The sequence below is a fragment of the Mangrovibacterium sp. genome (assembly GCF_059905295.1).
In genome coordinates this window covers 28,758-46,939 of the sequence record NZ_JBZQJF010000139.1, presented here as the reverse complement: position 1 = coordinate 46,939, position 18,182 = coordinate 28,758, and the positions used below count along the sequence as shown (strand labels likewise).

Here is an 18,182-nt window from a genome sequence, read left to right as displayed (position 1 = left end):
TGACAATCCGCATAGTGGTGCCGACGAAAACGGACTTGTTCAGTTGATGTCGGCAGTGGGCGACGGATACGACTACGGAACGGTTGCGTCCAACCTGAAAGCAACCTTGTATGCTCACGGTAACAGTTTGTTTTCAGTAACTATCGAAGTGCTTGATGGAAGTACAACTGCAATATCGCCTGTAGTCTGGGTCGTTCATACCGACGGGAAAATGCCAATTTTTACTGAAGGAATGGCCGATTACAGCGATGGCCTTGAAGCCCTGGCCGAAACCGGTAATGCCGGCCCTTTGAGTGAATACCTGGCAATGAACAGTGGTTATGTTTCTCCGGTAGCACCGGTACTTTGGGTGCTGCACGATAAAAAAGACTACCCGATTTTTAAGGAAGATACCCCGGACTATGGTGAAGGACTGGAGACTTTGGCCGAAACAGGTAATCCGGAGCCGCTTTATAATTCACTGATGGCTGCCGGCTATGAAACAGGCTTCCAGCTAATGCGTACCGATGGCACCAGTGGACCTTTATTCCCGGGGCAGAAGTACCAATTTACCATCGACGGACATGTTGGACAAAGCCTGAGCATTGCTTCCATGTTGGGAGCTTCCAACGATATTTTCTTTTCAACCGGCGACGAAGGGATTAAGCTCGATTACGGTGATGCAGAGAAAGATTTAACGCATTTTATTGAGCTTTATGATGCCGGCACCGAGGTGAATGAATATCCCGGGGCACAAACATCGGCCAACACAGAGGAAAACGGAACGGTAAGTATACTCAACGACGATTTGCCATGGCCAACAGCAGACCAGGTTATTAAGGTAACTATTCACAAAAACTAGCTTGCATGCCAAGTGCTTGAACTCCCTGTCGCTTGCGGGTAGCAGGGAGTTTTTCTTCACCTTTGCCGGCTTTGTATTCGTTAAAAAGGATTATTTTGTTGATAATAATTTTTTCGCTGTTGCGTTAATCTGTTTTAACTTTGGATTGTTATAAAAAGCAAATACTAAAAAAACAAAAACAATTATGAAAACAACGAGACTAAAACTATCAACTGTCCTGTTATTATGCGCTGCGTTAATATTTTCCTCTTGCTCATCGTCGCAATGGGCAGCACAAAACAATAAAACCAAAGGCGGAATCTTAGGTGGTACCGGAGGTGCTGCTGTTGGTGCAGGACTTGGAGCTATTTTAGCTAAGAAATCAGGTAAAGGTGCGGTCATTGGCGCTGCTATTGGTGGTGCTGTAGGTACCGGAGCCGGTATTTTGGTTGGTAAAAAGATGGATAAACAGCAAGCCGAACTGGAAAAGATTGAAGGAGCACAGGTTGAAGGCGTGACCGACTCAAACAACCTGCAGGCGATTAAAGTAACTTTCGATAGTGGTATCCTTTTTTCAACCGGTAAAGCCGATTTGAGTGCCGCCTCGAAAGAGTCGTTGCTGAAGTTCGCTACTTCGCTGAGATCGAACCCCGATACCGATGTGAAGATATACGGCCATACGGATAACACGGGTTCGCGCGAAGTGAATCAGAAATTGTCTGAACAAAGGGCCGAGTCGGTTGACAAATATTTAATAGACAATGGTGTGGCTGCAAGCCGTATGACTACCGAAGGAAAAGCTTACGATGAGCCTGTTGCCAGTAACGAAACTGCCGAGGGACGTGCTCAAAACCGTCGTGTTGAAATTTACATCACAGCAAACGAAACGATGATTCAGCAAGCCGAAGCCGGTACGCTGAAATAAAAAGATAATAGAATCTAACTGAAAGAGCTGCTTCAACTCATGTTGAGGTGGCTTTTTTTAGTTTTAAGTTTCAGATTTCAAGAGGTGTTTACCTTGGTAAGGTGGAACACGAATGGGGTTGAAGGCTTATTGTTGACTTGGCCTTGGTTAGGGATCCTATTTTTCCAAAAGATCGGATCCCTAAAGGCATGCTTACCTTCGCTCACTGCCCCTCGCTTGTGGCTTGCTTCTTTTTTCGTTTTCCCTGGCGGCGTTTCACATTGCGGTTATTTTCGGCAATAGCTACCGCAACAACTCGGGCAAAATTACCATATAAGGGCTCGTCGACCAGGTACATGGCTCTCAGGAAAACAAGCAAGTGGCTATTTAGGTATTGAATCAGGCGGTTACGAAGCAGCGATGCGCTGGGCGTTTTTTTCTCTTCAATACGGGTCATGGTGAAAGTGGCCTGTGCCTTTATAAAAGCCTGTTCCTGTTCATCCAAGAGGACAATCAGCTCGCTGCAACCCGACAACCGGTTGATGGCTGCTTGCAGGTCGGGTTTGTGCAAATCCTGCAGGAGTGAGCTAACCAGTGAACTCTCAATATCGTAGCTTTCGCGCGTAATGGCCGGTCCGTAGTTCCTCAAAATTTTATTCACTTGCCGTGCTGCTTGCTTTATCTCATCGGCATAATGGTACTGTTGCCCGTTTGTAAAATGAAAAAGCGCTTTCAGGGCCTTATCGCGGGAGGCATCGGCTTGCTTTAAGTCCGATTTGGTTTTGATGCGCTTAATGGCTCGCACCAATTCTTGTTGCATTTGGCTTAGCTCGCCGATTAGGGCCGGGAGATAGGGAACTTCAGCTAAGCCGGCATTGTGGTAATGGTCAACGATTTCCGTGGCAAGGCTGCTCACTTCAGAGCTTGAGCTATTAATGTGGACTTTTTTGAGTGGCTGCATAACTGTTTAATTGTGTTGTTCCGGATTGGTCTGGCTTGCTTTAACGCTGTGTTTTCCCCGGAAATAAGACAAGTTAAGCCCTTTTGTAGCGTTGATCTCCTTCCATGAAGCTGTTTTTCAACATTTAAGATGAAATAATAAACTAGTTCTAGTTGTTTTAATATTTTATTAATTCATAAAAGAATGGATATAGCTGTTTTTATGCTTTATGAAATAATAAATATCTGAATCAGTCTAATTTGATAAATATGAATTCATAAAATAGTGAACAGGATTAAATTGATTATTTAAGAATAAATAAATTGGTGAAAATGATTTTGGTTGGCCGGTTAATACGGATTAAAACCAAAAAATCCGCTTCTCAAGTTGAAAAGCGGATTTCGAATAGTTTATAAATTTGGCTTATTTGCTTAACTCAACAAAATACTGGTAGAATTTCGGAATGGTTTTAATGCCGTTGAAGAATTGCTCCAGCGGATAGTTCTCGTTGGGCGAGTGAATAGCATCCGACCCCAAACCGAAGCCCATGAGTACCGATTTAATTCCCAGTACTTGTTCAAAGGTCGAAATGATGGGGATACTTCCTCCGCTGCGAACAGGAACCGGACGTTTGCCATAAGTATCCATGTACGCTTTTTCGGCAGCCTGGTAGGCCGGAATGTCGATCGGGCACACGTAAGCTTGTCCGCCGTGCAACGATGTCACTTCAACTTTAACCGTTTTAGGAGCAATGGCCTCGAAGTGCTCTTTAAACAGGATCGCGATTTTCTCGTGGTCCTGGTTGGGCACCAAACGACTGCTAATCTTAGCGTATGCTTTCGAGGGGATCACCGTTTTAGCGCCTTCGCCCATATAGCCACCCCAGATTCCACACACATCAAACGACGGGCGAATACCGGTGCGTTCGTTGGTGGTAAAGCCGGTTTCACCTTCAATTTCTTCCAGTTCCAAGGCCTTTTTATAATCTTCCAGGTCAAAGGGTGCACGGCCTAACAGTTCGCGCTCTTCAGCCGACACTTCTTCTACATCGTCGTAAAAACCAGGGATGGTTACCCGCCCATTTTCGTCGGTCATTTGTGTAATCAGCTTGGTCAGCACATTAATGGGGTTGGCAACAGCACCACCGTACATACCCGAGTGCAGGTCGCGATTTGGGCCGGTTACTTCAACTTGCCAGTAGGCCAGACCGCGTAGTCCGGTGGTAATCGATGGAATGTCGGGGGCAATCATGCCGGTATCCGATACTAAAATCACATCGGCTTTCAGCATCTCTTTGTTGGCCTCGCACCAGGCACCCAGGTTGGGCGACCCGATTTCTTCTTCACCTTCAATCATGAATTTTACGTTGCACGGAAGGCAATCGTTGGCCACCATATATTCAAAGGCTTTGGCTTGCATAAAGGTCTGGCCTTTATCGTCATCGGCACCACGGGCGTAGATTTTACCATCGCGGATTTCCGGTTCGAAGGGAGGAGTCTTCCATAACTCCAACGGCTCAACAGGCATCACATCCATATGACCGTAAACCAGTACCGTTGGTTTGGTCGGGTCCATTATCTTTTCGCCGTAAGTTACCGGGTTGCCGGCAGTCTCGTACACATCAGCACGGTCAGCCCCGGCTTTCAGTAAAGTTTCTTTCCAGTATTCAGCAGCTTTATACATGTCGGGTTTATGCACCGAAATTGAACTGATTGATGGAATTCGAATCAGTCCGAACAGTTCATCTAAGAATCTTTCTTTGTTCTCTTCGATGTATTGTTCAATGTTCTTCATTCAAGAAATTTTTGGGTTATTAAAACTGATTAAAAATAAGCTTTTCAGCGCGAACGAGCCACGACATTTGAAAGCTTTTCCACCTTGAATTACTTGATATATGTCAGTGTTTAAGCCTGTTTTGCGAATTCGAAGGGCTGAGCGCGGTCAACCAGTTTCAAACTTAGTTCGGCAATATTGGTTAATACCCGCAATTGTTGAATGGGAATGGATGAGCCACCATTGTTTTGTTTTTCGCGAAGGTCGTTTACCAAAGCCTGAAGTTCTTGTTTCTTTTCGGTCAGTTCAGCAGGCATGGGCACCCTGGCTTCTTGTAAAATTGAGAGAATAAACCTGGCTGGTTCCAGCAATTCACTGGTATTTTTCTCGCCTAATTCGCGATGCGATCCCAAGGCTGAAAGATACGACAGCAAGGCATGGTTCAGGTAAGTGAGGGTGAACGACTGCTCCCGCAAGTGCTGATGTTTACGTGGTTCGAGCTGCATATCCTGCCAGGCCAGCACCAGGGCATTGTCGGCGCGATGTGCCTGACGACGGGCCACACGATAATCGAAATCGTCGCCTGTACTGTTCTCCGTATATTCGTTGATGATGGCCTCGAAGTATAAGGCATTTTTCTCGAAAGCTGTGTTCAGCAAATTCGGCAGACGCTTGTGCTGCCAGTCGGGCCACAAGAGGCGAACTGAAATAATCGCCAGCACCGAACCAATGATGGTGTCGATTAGTCGGGGGACCATGGCTGCCACTCCCTGGTGCGAGGCCAGGTTGAACACGCACAATACGAAGGTGGTGATGAAGATGACTGCTGTGGAATACCGACGACGAAGCCAGCTGAAGAAAAAGAAGGATGAAGCCAGCAAAAATAACAGCTGTCCGGCAGCGGTTGGTAGTATTTGAATCAGCAGTACCCCGAATACTACTCCGGTAATGGTTCCCAAAACCCGTTGGAATAATCGGCGGCGTGTTTCACTGTAGCTGGGCTGACAAACAAACAAGCTGGTTAGTACAATCCATTCGCCTTTCTGCATGTGTAAGCTTTCCGAAATAGCAAAGCCAATCATAAAACAGATGCTTAACCGAATGGCATGGCGCATTCGCGGATGATGAAAGCTCAGTTGTTCTTTCAGGCGTTGCCACATCGTACGGGTGTCCTTGGCCAGTTTTGGGGTAATTGTGCGTTGCTTTTCGTCGGCCAGTCGTTGCAGTGAAATGTTGGAACGGGTCAGGTTGTGAATCAACAGGCTCAGTGGATGGTTTGCATCCTGTTTGTATAAGATTTGCTTGTCGTGCAAGGCTTTTATACTCCAGTTTAAGGCAATCGGGTGGCGGTAGGGTACACCGGTTAGCAGGGCATAAGAAAACTGGCGAATAGCATCCGACATCTGGTGCAGGATCTGGCCGATACCTTCCATCATCTCCTGGTTGTGCGGATCCTGGCTGAGCAGGTCGTAACGCTCGTGGCTCGATGCCGCACGTTCGTGCAAACTTTGAAGCAGCATAAAATATTGCAGGTACACGCGTAGAGGGGTGTCATCTTTCAGGGCATCGGCATAACTGCGCATCACCTCGCGACAACGGTCGAGTGAGCCAACCAGTTTCACGTTGAGCAAGGCTAATTTATTGCGAACTTCGCTTTGCACTTTTTCGTCGCTGGGGAAAAGATTGGCCTTTTCATCGAAGTAATCGGCCAGGGCATTAAAGCCCCGGGCCAGCTGTTCTTCCAGCAGTCGATAGGGGCGATAGTACATCAGTGCCAGCGAGAGAAGACCATAGAACAAAGAGCCGGCAGTCATTAATATGGCGGGCCAGTACCAGGCGGGGCTGATTTCGATGCTCAACATCGCATAAATACCGACCAAAATAGCTCCGAAAGTTACGCCTCGGTAACGTTCTCCCAAACCGCCAATCAGCAGGAATCCAATTGTTGATATGCCAAGACCTAAGCCCAGGAGAATAGGATAGGGGCGCAAAAGCCCCACAGCAAGACTCGAGATTCCGAAGCTGCCGACTTTCAGGATGAGTGATTTGATACGCCCTTTGGGGTGGTCATCTGTTTCGGACAGTGCACCGGCTAAAGCTCCCAGACCAAGGGTGATGCCGAAGAAGGGTTTGCCCATTGCGACAAAAGGAATAGCCAGTATGGCAATGGCCAGGGTTGCTTTGGCTGCCATCAGCCGGTCGGGGCGGCTCCAAAACTCGCGACGAAGTGGTTCGTACCAGCGGCGTTTTTCCAACCAGAGGTTTATTTGCTGTGTTAATGTCAAGATTGGTGATTTTCGGAGTTAATTTCTTACAAAAGTAGTAATTCCGTTTAACGGCGGTTATCACCGGCGCCAATGAGCTTGATTCGTTAACTTTTTCAAAATAAAAAAAGCACTTCCACCTCGGAAGTGCTTTTAACCCTAAATAAGATCAGTTGTTACACTGAATATTTTAACCATGAACTATTTTCCTGGTAATTATCAACGACCACCAATTGTGGTTTGTGATGGAATGTTCCCATCAATTGTTGAATTTCCTGCTGGAGCATGTCCAGTCCACCATCAATCAGATCTTTGCGGAACCCTTCGTCAGCCAGTTTGTGAACCATGTCCATTGAAATGACTCGGCCCATAATTTGTCCAAGTTCAACCAATTTGCGCTGTGGAAGTTGCATGTCGAGCTTAAAGTTGAACAAATCTTTTAACTGATCGGCTGATCGGCTGGTCAACGGATTTTCTTTCATGAACTGGAAGAGGTTCGACTCCTTCAGTTTCTTCATTTGTTTCACGATTCCCTCTGAAATCTGTGCATATAAAATATCATTCGAGCCCTCGAAAATCTGGAACGGACGGCTATCGGTAATACCACGTCCGGCAATGTGGCTGTTTCGGTATGCTTTCGCACCAACTAATTGTGTAACAGATTGTGCGGCCTGTTGCATCAGGTCGGTAACGACTGATTTAACGGCATTGGCTTCAATACCAATTCCGGTGAGGTCTTTATCAAGTCCTGCATTCTTGGCGCTGTTGGCACACATGGCCGAACAAACGGTGAAGGATGCTTGCAGTTTCGATAAACGCTCCTGAACCTGGTCGTAGCTAAACAGGCTTTTGCCACCAACCAGACGTTGTTTACAGTGGTTAATACCCTCGTCGAGCATACGATGAATGAACCCCATTCCCATTCCGGGGAACTGCATGCGGCTGCGATGAAGCAGGTCCAGCATCATTTTTACACCGGTTGTATGCGGGTTTAGTTTCTGTACTTTGGGGATGCTAACGTCGATATGGTTACGGCCGTAAGGAATTTGATAAAGCCCCAGGTTGTCGTAAAATTCTTCAACTTTAATTGATTGTCCGGGCTGGGTCACATCGCAAATGAAAAAGTCGAGGTCGCGTTTCAGGTCACCTTTTTCAGTTTTGCCACGTGCTGTCAGCAGCCAGAAATCGGCCCAGCCGGTTAGTCCGGCCCAATGTTTTTTGCCCGACAGGTTAAAATGGTCATCACTTTCGGTAAACGATGTTTGCATATTCAAGGCATCGCTACCATAATCCGGTTCAGTAATCATTAAGCCCCCCATTGTTCTGTTTTCGATGAAACGTTTGAATACAGGAGCTTTTGCTTCGTGCGAAGCATATTTGGCAACCGGTTGAAGGAACAGTGCCGAGTTAATCCCAAAAGTTAATGAAAGGGCCAACGATTCGTACGATGCTGTTTCCAACAGTGCCAGGTTTTCGCGCATAACTGCACCGCGGCCACCATATTCAGTTGGAATACCGATTGACAACGGATTTACATCCATGATTTCGCGCATAACAAAAGGAGGCATCCCTCTTTGTTGTGCATATTGGTTGACATCGCCACGCAGGTGAAATACCTGGTGCATTTTCTCTTTCAATCTTTTTAAGAGGTCCTGGATTGGTTCAAGTGTAGGCGTAGAAATATCCTTTTTAAGTGGAGATTTCGAAATTAATTCATTCATGCTTTCTTAATTCAAAATAAAAGATGGAAATATCTTTAACGGTAATGAAACACAAGCAAGGCAAGAATGTTTTGAGTTATTCGGTATTTAGAATGGCAGTAATTATGTGTTATAGTGCATTTTCCATCCTTGATGCAGGACTACGGATGTGCTGAAAGGAACCGGTTGCGGTAAGCTATTGGGTTGTGCATGGTAATCCGCTTAAAACAGCGATTGAAGTTTGAAAGGTTATTGAAGCCACTTTCAAAACCAATTTCCGAAACGGTCATTTTGTTTTCCTGGAGTAGTTTGCAGGCATAACCAACTCGCATTTCGTTGATGAAGCTGATGAATGACTTTCCTGTTTTTTCTTTGAAGTAGCGGCAAAATGCGGTCTTGTTCATGCCTATTTCCGAAGCGATTGTCTCCACTTTTAATTGTTGCCGGTAGTTCGAGTTTATCAGGTGCATGATACGGTCCATGCGATTACCGGTCCAGTTTTGTCGTTCGGGCTGGTAGCTTTTACTGGCTAATATGCGGTAATCTTTAGACCGGGCCAGCCCGTTTAGAATCGAAAGCAGGTTTAGTGTTCGGTCAAAGCCATCTTGCTTAAGTAACCGTCGGAGTAATTTGTCGAGCTGCTTCGACGTAGTAATCGGAAAGTGAACACCTCGTTTTGCCTGTTCCAGTAATTTGTTGATTGAGGCAAATTCGGGGTACTGCTCGAGCTGATGTTGGAAAAAGTCTGCCGGAAAGTGAATAACAATCGCATTGACTTTATAATTCGGATCATCTTTGAAAAAGACATCATCATTCTTCCAGAAATGGGGAAGGTTTGGTCCCAATAACACCAAATCACCGTCGGTGAAATCATCCGCATGGTCGGCAACAAAACGTTTTCCAAAACTTTTAATCACGTAAACAAGCTCATACTCCGTGTGAAAGTGCCATGGAAAGGTAAAATGAGGAAATTCATCCCATTTTACGTTGAAGGAATTAGTTCCTCTGAAACATACTTGTTCGTGCATGATTTTCATAGAATGTCAGCTTGTATTTTGCAAAAATAGTACATTTTTGCGCAAATATAATACGTCTCTAAAATCTCTATTTTTCGTACTTTTGATTGGAATAAAATGACTTAAGCTTTATGAATAATTTTAGTATTGAAGGACAAGTAGCTGTAATCACCGGAGGTACCGGTGTGTTGGGTGGTAGCATTGCCCAAAGTATGCTGGAGGCAGGTGCTCGCGTGGTTGTTTTAGGGCGCCAGGAAGAAAAGTTGAAAAAGATACTCGAAGCCAATAAAAATGAAAATTTGATTGGCTATCCTTGTGATGTACTGGATGAAGACCGTATTCGAGAGGTTCGCGATTTGGTGCTGGATAAATGGGGAGCCATCAATATCCTGATTAATGTCGCCGGTGGAAACCTGCCGGGTGCAACTTTGCGTGAAGATCAGAATATCTTCGATTTGAAAATTGACGATTATAAGAAGGTTACTGAATTGAACCTGGACGGAACGATTGTGCCAAGTCTGATTTTTGGCGAAGTTATTGCCAAAAGTGGAAAAGGAAGCATTATTAATATTTCGTCGATGGCCACTTACTCGGCTATTACCCGTGTGATGGGCTACTCGGTTGCTAAGACAGGTGTCAATATTTTCACACAATGGATGGCGATGGAAATGGCGATGAAATTTGGTGATAAAGTTCGCGTCAATGCTGTTGCTCCGGGATTTTTTATCGGTGATCAGAACCGTGCTGTGTTGATTAACCCGGATGGTTCGTATACTGAGCGCAGCAAAAAAGTATTGGCCAAAACACCCATGGGACGATTTGGCGATATCAGCGAGCTGAACGGGTTGGTGCAATTTCTTTGCTCGGATGCTGCCAGCTTCATTACAGGTACAATCATCCCTGTTGACGGAGGTTTTAGCTCGTTCTCCGGAGTATAGTTGACTGGTTTAATTACTGAACTGTTACCGGACTTTGGACTCATGAATGTTACATTTATGTACTTAGCTTCGCTAAATGTCCGAATTGCCGGAACTTGGAATTTGAAATATGAACCTTGGAATTTAAAATAAAGATGGGGCTTGAAAAGACATGGCGTTGGTTTGGCGCAAAAGATTCGGTGAGTTTAGCTGATCTGCGCCAGATGGGAATTGAAGGTGTGGTGACAGCATTGCATCATATCCCGAATGGAGAAGTGTGGCCGGTTGAGGAAATTCTGAAAGTTAAGAATGAAATTGAAAGTTACGGCATGCGTTGGAGTGTTGTTGAAAGTCTGCCGGTTTCGGAAGGCATTAAAACGCACAACGGAGATTACGATCGTTTGATTCGCAATTACCAGGAGTCAATTCGCAACCTGGGGAAATGCGGGATCGATCGCATATGTTACAACTTTATGCCGGTGCTGGATTGGGTGAGAACCGATCTTCATTTTAAGTTAGCAGATGGTGGCGAGGTGATGTTTTTTGATTTTCCCACATTTGTGGCTTTCGATGCTTTTATTTTGAAACGTCCCGGTGCGGAAAAAGACTACCCTGCCGATATTGTAGCGAAGGCTCGTGTGCTGGCCGAAAAGTTAACCGATGAAGAAAAGGAATTGCTGGCATACAATATTATAGTTGTTACGCAAGGTTTTATCGATGGGGTTATTGATGGTTCTGCACCGGATTATAAAAAGCTCTTCCTCGAATTTATCGATACTTATAAGGAGATTGATGCCGATCGGTTGCGCGAGCATTTACGTTTGTTTTTGGAAGATGTGATTCCCGTAGCCGAAGAGTATGGAGTGAAGCTTTGCATTCACCCGGATGATCCGCCCTTCCCGGTGTTGGGCTTACCTAGGATTGTGAGTACACAAGCCGATCTGGAATGGATTTGCCGGCAGGTTGATTCGATCGCAAACGGAATCACTTTTTGCACCGGCTCGCTTTCAGTGAATCGCTCAAACGACCTACCTGCTATTGTCAAGTCGGTTGGAGACCGGATTCATTTCACGCACCTGCGGAACAATGTGTTTTTGCCCGATGGTTGTTTTCACGAGTCGGGTCATATTTACGGCGATGTGGATTTATTTCCAATCATGAAAGCTTTACTGGAAGAGCAGAACCGGCGAGTTGCGGAAGGACGGGAAGATGTGACGATTCCGGTTCGTCCGGATCATGGTATCAAGATGCTCGACGATTACGGGAAGTCAGCTAATCCGGGCTATCCGTTGATCGGACGATTGAAAGGGCTGGCAGAACTTTGCGGTTTGGAAATGGGGATCGAGCGAATGCTAGAATAGCTAAGTCGCGACTTTTTTAATCAACAGTTTCACAAGGTGGCTGCAGCTTTCGTGTGCCTTATTCCACTGGCTGGCTCTGGGGCCGGCAACGTTGAGGGTGCGAACCCGGTAAGCTTCCAGAAAATCGCATAAGTTTTCAAATGTATTGTCAATGAAAAAGGGCGAAAGCTCAAAAATAAAAACCGGTTTCCCGATTTGTTTGGCATAGTTGGCGGTAAGTAATGTGCCGCCACTTAATTTTCCCTGGCTAATGATTAAGGTGGCATCCGATTCAACGATATTGCGTCGTGTACGGTCATCGTAATAAGGAGATTGTAATTCAATCAGCGGATACGACAGCGGAATTGGACCATCCTCGGCCGCGCGGCCAGCCGGGCACCAACCTCCGCAGGGGAAGTTTAGCTCCAGGCATGCATCCAGTGCACCTCGGTCTACGCCTGTTTGTCCTCCACTGATGATTTTCTCCAAGGTCATTTCAGGTTTCTTTGTTCCAAAAACTGTTTTGCTTGTTCTAAATCTTCCGGTGTGTCAATACCGATGCTTTCAAACTCGGTTACTGCTATTTTGATCTTGTACCCATTTTCGAGCCAACGCAGCTGTTCGAGTGATTCAGCAACTTCGAGTGAGGAAGGTTTTAGCTGAGTGAGTTGTGGCAAAATAGTCGCCCTGTATGCATACATTCCTAAGTGAGAGTAGAATGTGTGTGATTTAAGCCATTCGTTCTCCGCTTTTCCCCGGATGTGGGGGATGGTTGAACGGCTGAAGAGCAAGGCGTAATTGTCGTTATTGAAGACAACCTTCGGACGGTTGGGGTTGAAAAGAACTTCTTCATTTTCTATCAATTTTACCAAAGTTGCAATTTCCGTAATGGGATCGTTGAAGCATTGTTTCAAGGCTTCCAACTGCGCTTCGCAAACAAATGGCTCATCACCCTGGATATTAATAATGACATCGAAATCGGTTTGGCCTGCGATTAACGCGGCAGCTTCAGCGCAGCGATCTGTTCCGCTCGGATGATTGGGATCAGTCATGACATATTGTCCGCCAAATGATTTAACGGTTTCTGCAATTCGTTCGTCATCGGTAGCTACCCAAACGTGTTCAACGCTCTTTTTGGCGTTTTCATACACATGCTGGATAATTGGTTTATCACCTAATTTAGCCAGCGGTTTTCCCGGGAAACGGGTTGATTGGTAACGGGCCGGAATAATTGCAATGAATTTCATGTCTTTCAATTTCAATAAGATCAGTACTTTATTTTCGTCCGTTCAAGTTCGAAGGTTGAAAATGAATGATGCAAATGTACGAATTAAACTTCTTTCAATTTCAGCCATGGCTTTAAAAGCTGGAGACAGGAGGATTGACATTCGCTTAAATGTTGTTAATTTACATCAGAAACTGACAAAATTTCGGGGCACAGTTTTTGGCGGTGCTTCGCGGTTCTGCTTAAAATTATAACTTTGTTGAAATTAATCGGAAACTGAAAAATGGACGTTCAGGAAATTAAACAACGATTCGGAATTATTGGAAACTCTCCCGGCTTAAACCGGGCTATTGAAGTAGCTGTTCAGGTTGCTCCAACTGATTTGTCGGTATTAATTACCGGGGAGAGCGGTACGGGGAAGGAGAACTTTCCACAAATTATACATCAATTTTCAGCACGCAAACATGGTAAATATATTGCTGTGAACTGTGGTGCTATTCCTGAAGGTACTATTGATTCAGAGCTTTTCGGACACGAGAAAGGGGCTTTTACCGGTGCTTTGGCTGATCGGAAAGGGTATTTTGAAGAAGCAGACGGGGGAACCATCTTCATGGATGAGATCGGAGAGTTGCCTTTATCGACCCAAGTGCGTTTACTGCGTGTGCTCGAAGCCGGTGAATTCATGAAAGTCGGTTCGTCGAAAGTGTTGAAGACAAACGTTCGTGTTGTTGCTGCAACTAATGTCGATATCCCCGCTGCAATTGAGGGAGGAAAGTTTCGTGAAGACTTATATTATCGGTTAAATACAGTGCCAATTCGGGTATTGCCCTTGCGTGATCGTCGTGAGGATATTTTCTTGTTATTTCGCAAATTTGCACTTGATTTTGCTGAGCGCTATCGCATGCCGCCTGTTCGTTTGGACGAGGAGGCCCGTCATGTGCTGGAATCTTTTCACTGGCCGGGAAACGTTCGGCAATTAAAGAACATTACCGAGCAAATCTCGATTATCGAGCAGGAGCGCAATATTACCGGTGCTGCTATGCGTACCTATCTGCCCTTGGGAGGTGCGCCTCAATTGCCTGCTATTTATCAGCGGGAAGGAGGCAGCGAAAAGACCTTCAATTCGGAACGCGAGATTTTATACCAGGTTTTATTCGATATGAAAAAGGATATGAATGACCTGAAGAAGCTTGTTTTCGATTTAATGCACGATAAAGGATCGTCCTCGGAAGTACGGGCAGAACATGCACAAATTATTCAGAATTTGTATCAGAACGAAGCACCGACGTATGTTCCGGAGCCTACTGTGAATAAAACGGTGCATTACGATTCGCATGACGAACATGATGATATTCAGGATACAGAGGAGTTTGTTGAGGAATCGCTGTCGCTGGAAGACAAAGAGATTGAGTTGATTAAAAAAGCACTCGAAAAACATAAAGGAAAACGTAAATATGCCGCCCAGGAACTGGGTATTTCAGAACGGACATTGTACCGTAAAATCAAAGAGTATGATATTGAATAAAACAAAGTTCTTTAGCCTTCTATTTTTACTGGTACTGGCAGTCCCGGTTTTTCAGGGGTGTAAAGTTTCCTATTCTTTCACCGGAGCATCTATCGATCCGTCGGTGAAGACATTCACCGTTTATTACATGCCTAACCGGGCTCGTTTGGTGAATCCCAACTTAAGCCAGCAGTTAACAGAAGCTTTGCAGGATAAATTGACTCGTCAAACATCGTTGAACTTGCTGGATCAGGATGGAGATTTGGAGTTCCAGGGAACAATTACCGGTTACGATGTAAAACCGATGAACATTAAGCAAGGGGATACCGCAGCGCAAAACCGACTGACGGTGACTGTGAAGATGAAGTTTACGAATAACAAAAACCACGATGACGACTGGGAGAAGACTTTCTCTGCTTATTACGACTTTGATGCGACCAACCTGTTGAGCGATGTTGAAGACTCGATAATGGAGGAGATTCTGGATCAGTTAACCGACGATATTTTTAATGCATCAATTGCAAACTGGTAATGCAAACTTCCGAATTCCATCAATTTCTGAAAAATCCCCGGCTTTTGAACGAGGCTACCATACCTTTGTTTAAAGAGTTAGTGCAGGAATATCCGGCTTTTCAGTTAGCCTGGATTTTGCTGTTGAAAAATCTGAAGCAGACGAATTCACAAGAGTTTGATTTTTACCTGGCAAAAGGAGCCTTTTATATAACCGACAGGCGTAAGCTCTATCATTTTCTGATGACGGAGGATGCATTGGAGGAGAAGGAGATGGACGCTTTGGCAAGCGAATATGCATCGGTTGGTAGCTATCAACTGGAAGCCGAACCGGAATCTTCCGAATCTTTGTCGGACTTGGTAAAAACCTTAAGAAGAAAGGCCCCGGCCAAAGTCGAAACAGCGGATGAAAATAGCGAAAATCCAAAGGAACGAAGCGTGTCGCCGGAGTTTGTGACCGAGACACTTGCTAAAATTTATCTGCGGCAGGGAATGTATAAACAAGCCATATTAGCCTACGAAAAATTAAGTTTGAAATATCCGGAAAAAAATACTTACTTTGCCGGTCAAATTGAAGAAGTAAAAAAATTAATTCATTAATAATTAATAAGCCAAAATGTATACGCTGATCACTGTTTTATTATTTATCGCCTGTGTGCTTTTGATTTTAATCGTTTTAGTACAAAATTCACAAGGTGGCGGTTTGGCAAGTAATTTCCAATCAAGCAACCAAATTATGGGTGTGCGCAAAACAAACGATTTTTTAGAAAAAGCAACTTGGGTATTGGCCGGTGCTTTGTTGTTGTTATCCGTTTTTGGTAGTGCTTTCATTCCTCGCGGAACTGCACAAACAAACGAGTCAGCCATTAAAGACCAGGTAGAACAAGCTGTTGATCCGAATGCTGTACCAAACTTTCCTACAGCGACTCCGGCAGATGCAACAACTGCACAACCTGCTGATTCAGCTAAATAAGAAATAATCCGAATTCAGATATGAAGGCTTACTCTACGGAGTGAGCCTTTTTTCGTGCGCTTAAGTTTCAACTTTCAGATTCCAACTTCGGGAATTACAGCCGCTATGTCAGGATAAAGGTCTCGAGCCATTTTACAGCTTTGTCAGTTTGGCTGAAATAATGTCATACCTGACCACGTTGTGTTTCAGCTGTTTTGTCCGCATACAGGCTCCGGATATTCAGAATAACTGACGAAACTGTCACATTTTACTTCCGTAAAGGCTTTTGACGCTTTTGGCATAGCTTTGGATAAGTAAGGGTGTCAATTTAAAAAACATGTATAACTAAAATAATTTGAGAAATGGCAGAATTAAAAGGTAAAATCCTTGCAGGTAAAATTCTTGTTCAACCGCAGGAAGCAGAAACAAAAACAGCAAGCGGAATTATCATCCCGGATTCAGCTAAAGAAAAACCACAAGCTGGAAAAGTCGTGTTGGTAGGTGCTGCTAAAAAAGACGAAGCCATGGAAGTGGCTGTTGGCGACACTGTTTTCTATGGTAAGTACTCAGGTACTGAGTTGAACATCGATGGAATAAGCTACCTGTTGATGTCACAAACCGATGTGTTGTATATCGCGTAATTATTTAGTAACAAACTATTTAAAAGCAAAGAGAAATGGCTAAAGAAATTAAATTCAATATTGACGCAAGAGATCAGCTGAAAAAAGGTGTTGACAAATTGGCTGATGCAGTAAAAGTAACTTTAGGCCCTAAAGGTCGCAACGTTGTAATCGAAAAGAAATTCGGTGCTCCGGCAATCACCAAAGATGGTGTTTCGGTAGCAAAAGAAATCGAACTTTCTGACCCATACGAAAACATCGGTGCACAAATGGTGAAAGAAGTGGCCAGCAAAACCGGTGACGATGCTGGTGATGGTACTACAACTGCTACTGTATTGGCTCAATCAATCATCAATGTTGGATTGAAAAACGTAACTGCCGGTGCTAACCCAATGGATTTGAAACGTGGTATCGATAAAGCAGTTGCTAAAGTTGTAGAAGGAATTAAAGCGCACGCTCAGAATATTGGCGACGACTTCAATAAAATTAAGTCTGTTGCTAAAGTATCAGCAAACGGTGACGAAACAATCGGTTCGTTGATTGCTGAAGCCATGGAAAAAGTGAAAAAAGAAGGTGTTATCACTGTTGAAGAAGCCAAAGGTACAGATACATATGTTGATGTAGTTGAAGGTATGCAATTCGACCGTGGTTACATTTCTCCCTATTTCGTAACCAATACTGAAAAAATGGCTGCTGAGTTGGATAGCCCGTTCATCCTGATTCACGACAAGAAAATCAGCACCATGAAAGACTTGCTTCCTGTATTGGAACAAACAGCTCAAACTGGTCGTCCGTTGATGATTGTTGCTGAAGATGTTGATGGTGAAGCATTGGCTACTTTGGTGGTTAACCGCCTGCGTGGTTCACTGAAAGTTTGTGCTGTAAAAGCACCTGGATTTGGTGATCGTCGTAAAGAAATGCTGGAAGACCTGGCTGTATTGACTGGCGGTACAGTGATTACTGAAGAAAAAGGTATGAAACTGGAAGAAGCCTCATTGGATCTGTTGGGTACAGCTGAAAAAATTACAGTTGACAAAGAAAATACAACAGTTGTTGCCGGTGCCGGCGATCAGGCAGCGATCGATGCTCGTGTAGGCATGATCAAAAAGCAAATCGAAACAACGACTTCAGACTACGACAAAGAAAAACTGCAAGAGCGTTTGGCTAAATTGGCCGGTGGTGTTGCAGTATTGTATGTTGGTGCTGCTTCGGAAGTAGAAATGAAGGAAAAGAAAGACCGCGTTGATGATGCATTGAGTGCAACTCGTGCAGCAGTTGAGGAAGGTATCGTTCCTGGTGGTGGTGTGATGTACATCCGTGCCATTGCTTCTTTGGAAGGATTGACTGGTGACAACGAAGACGAAACAACCGGTATTGAAATCGTAAAACGTGCTATCGAAGAGCCATTGCGTCAAATTGTAGCTAACTCGGGTAAAGAAGGTGCTGTTGTAGTACAAAAAGTAAAAGAAGGCGAAGGCGACTTTGGTTACAACGCTCGTGTTGACGAATACCAAAACTTACTGGAAAGCGGTGTCATCGACCCGGCTAAAGTAACTCGTGTAGCTTTGGAAAATGCAGCCTCTATCGCTGGTATGTTCCTGACTACAGAGTGTGTATTGGTTGATGAAAAAGAAGATAATCCTGCTCCTGCTATGCCTCCAATGGGTGGCGGTATGGGCGGCATGATGTAATCTAAA

Annotated in this window: 17 protein-coding genes; 10 read left to right on the top strand and 7 right to left on the bottom strand. The window is 44.7% G+C overall.

Features of this window, described 5'->3' with window-relative positions; translation table 11 throughout:
- Both AC37HE_RS07420 and AC37HE_RS07415 read left to right on the top strand, forming a co-directional pair.
- On the top strand, positions 1-841 hold an 841-nt coding region (locus AC37HE_RS07420; RefSeq protein ID WP_500782172.1), incomplete at its 5' end, for a spondin domain-containing protein.
- A gap of 184 nt (positions 842-1,025) precedes the next feature.
- A complete protein-coding gene (locus tag AC37HE_RS07415; protein WP_500782171.1) occupies positions 1,026-1,745 on the top strand; it encodes a YiaD family glycine zipper/OmpA-like lipoprotein in 720 nt (239 codons plus the stop codon).
- A gap of 202 nt (positions 1,746-1,947) precedes the next feature.
- Here the strand turns inward: AC37HE_RS07415 and AC37HE_RS07410 are convergent, their stop codons facing one another.
- The 5 genes from AC37HE_RS07410 to AC37HE_RS07390 form a co-directional block, all read right to left on the bottom strand.
- Positions 1,948-2,685 carry a DUF6261 family protein gene (locus tag AC37HE_RS07410; RefSeq protein ID WP_500782170.1) on the bottom strand — a complete coding sequence of 246 codons (738 nt, stop codon included), beginning with the start codon at positions 2,683-2,685 and terminating at the stop codon, positions 1,948-1,950.
- A gap of 402 nt (positions 2,686-3,087) precedes the next feature.
- Entirely contained in the window at positions 3,088-4,458 is a 1,371-nt protein-coding gene (locus AC37HE_RS07405) for a dipeptidase (RefSeq protein WP_500782168.1), read from the bottom strand.
- Positions 4,459-4,568: 110 nt separating this feature from the next.
- Positions 4,569-6,722, bottom strand: a complete 2,154-nt coding sequence (yccS, locus tag AC37HE_RS07400) for a YccS family putative transporter (RefSeq protein WP_500782167.1) — start codon at positions 6,720-6,722, stop codon at positions 4,569-4,571.
- Between the two features lie 155 nt (positions 6,723-6,877).
- Positions 6,878-8,422 carry an acyl-CoA dehydrogenase family protein gene (locus AC37HE_RS07395; protein WP_500782166.1) on the bottom strand — a complete coding sequence of 515 codons (1,545 nt, stop codon included), beginning with the start codon at positions 8,420-8,422 and terminating at the stop codon, positions 6,878-6,880.
- A 140-nt stretch (positions 8,423-8,562) separates the two neighbouring features.
- The gene (locus AC37HE_RS07390; protein ID WP_500782165.1) at positions 8,563-9,429 is read right to left on the bottom strand and encodes an AraC family transcriptional regulator; all 867 of its coding nucleotides are present in this window, start codon (positions 9,427-9,429) and stop codon (positions 8,563-8,565) included.
- A gap of 119 nt (positions 9,430-9,548) precedes the next feature.
- Between AC37HE_RS07390 and AC37HE_RS07385 the strand changes: the two genes are divergently transcribed.
- Positions 9,549-10,355, top strand: a complete 807-nt coding sequence (locus AC37HE_RS07385; protein ID WP_500782164.1) for an SDR family oxidoreductase — start codon at positions 9,549-9,551, stop codon at positions 10,353-10,355.
- 116 nt (positions 10,356-10,471) lie between these two features.
- On the top strand, positions 10,472-11,695 hold the full coding sequence (uxuA, locus tag AC37HE_RS07380) for a mannonate dehydratase (protein WP_500782163.1): 1,224 nt from the start codon (positions 10,472-10,474) through the stop codon (positions 11,693-11,695).
- Here uxuA and AC37HE_RS07375 read toward each other — a convergent pair whose 3' ends face one another.
- Both AC37HE_RS07375 and kdsB read right to left on the bottom strand, forming a co-directional pair.
- A complete protein-coding gene (locus AC37HE_RS07375; RefSeq protein ID WP_500782162.1) occupies positions 11,696-12,169 on the bottom strand; it encodes a putative molybdenum carrier protein in 474 nt (157 codons plus the stop codon).
- Complete coding sequence (gene kdsB / locus AC37HE_RS07370; RefSeq protein ID WP_500782161.1) at positions 12,166-12,921, bottom strand: 3-deoxy-manno-octulosonate cytidylyltransferase; 756 nt, start codon at positions 12,919-12,921, stop codon at positions 12,166-12,168. The genes AC37HE_RS07375 and kdsB overlap by 4 nt, the downstream gene beginning before the upstream one ends.
- Positions 12,922-13,182: 261 nt before the next feature.
- Here kdsB and AC37HE_RS07365 point away from each other — a divergent pair, with 261 nt between their 5' ends.
- The 6 genes from AC37HE_RS07365 (at position 13,183) to groL (ending at position 18,176) form a co-directional block, all read left to right on the top strand.
- A complete protein-coding gene (locus AC37HE_RS07365) occupies positions 13,183-14,424 on the top strand; it encodes a sigma-54 interaction domain-containing protein (RefSeq protein ID WP_500782160.1) in 1,242 nt (413 codons plus the stop codon).
- Positions 14,411-14,935, top strand: coding sequence for an LptE family protein (locus tag AC37HE_RS07360; RefSeq protein ID WP_500782159.1), 525 nt, complete (start codon positions 14,411-14,413; stop codon positions 14,933-14,935). Before AC37HE_RS07365 ends, AC37HE_RS07360 begins: the two co-directional genes overlap by 14 nt.
- The gene (locus tag AC37HE_RS07355; RefSeq protein WP_500782158.1) at positions 14,935-15,513 is read left to right on the top strand and encodes a DUF8458 domain-containing protein; all 579 of its coding nucleotides are present in this window, start codon (positions 14,935-14,937) and stop codon (positions 15,511-15,513) included. The genes AC37HE_RS07360 and AC37HE_RS07355 overlap by 1 nt, the downstream gene beginning before the upstream one ends.
- Positions 15,514-15,529: 16 nt before the next feature.
- Positions 15,530-15,886, top strand: a complete 357-nt coding sequence (gene secG / locus AC37HE_RS07350) for a preprotein translocase subunit SecG (RefSeq protein WP_500782157.1) — start codon at positions 15,530-15,532, stop codon at positions 15,884-15,886.
- Positions 15,887-16,227: 341 nt separating this feature from the next.
- Positions 16,228-16,506 carry a co-chaperone GroES gene (locus tag AC37HE_RS07345; RefSeq protein ID WP_500782156.1) on the top strand — a complete coding sequence of 93 codons (279 nt, stop codon included), beginning with the start codon at positions 16,228-16,230 and terminating at the stop codon, positions 16,504-16,506.
- Positions 16,507-16,541: 35 nt separating this feature from the next.
- The gene (groL, locus tag AC37HE_RS07340) at positions 16,542-18,176 is read left to right on the top strand and encodes a chaperonin GroEL (protein ID WP_500782155.1); all 1,635 of its coding nucleotides are present in this window, start codon (positions 16,542-16,544) and stop codon (positions 18,174-18,176) included.
- The last annotated feature ends 6 nt before the right edge of the window (positions 18,177-18,182 follow it).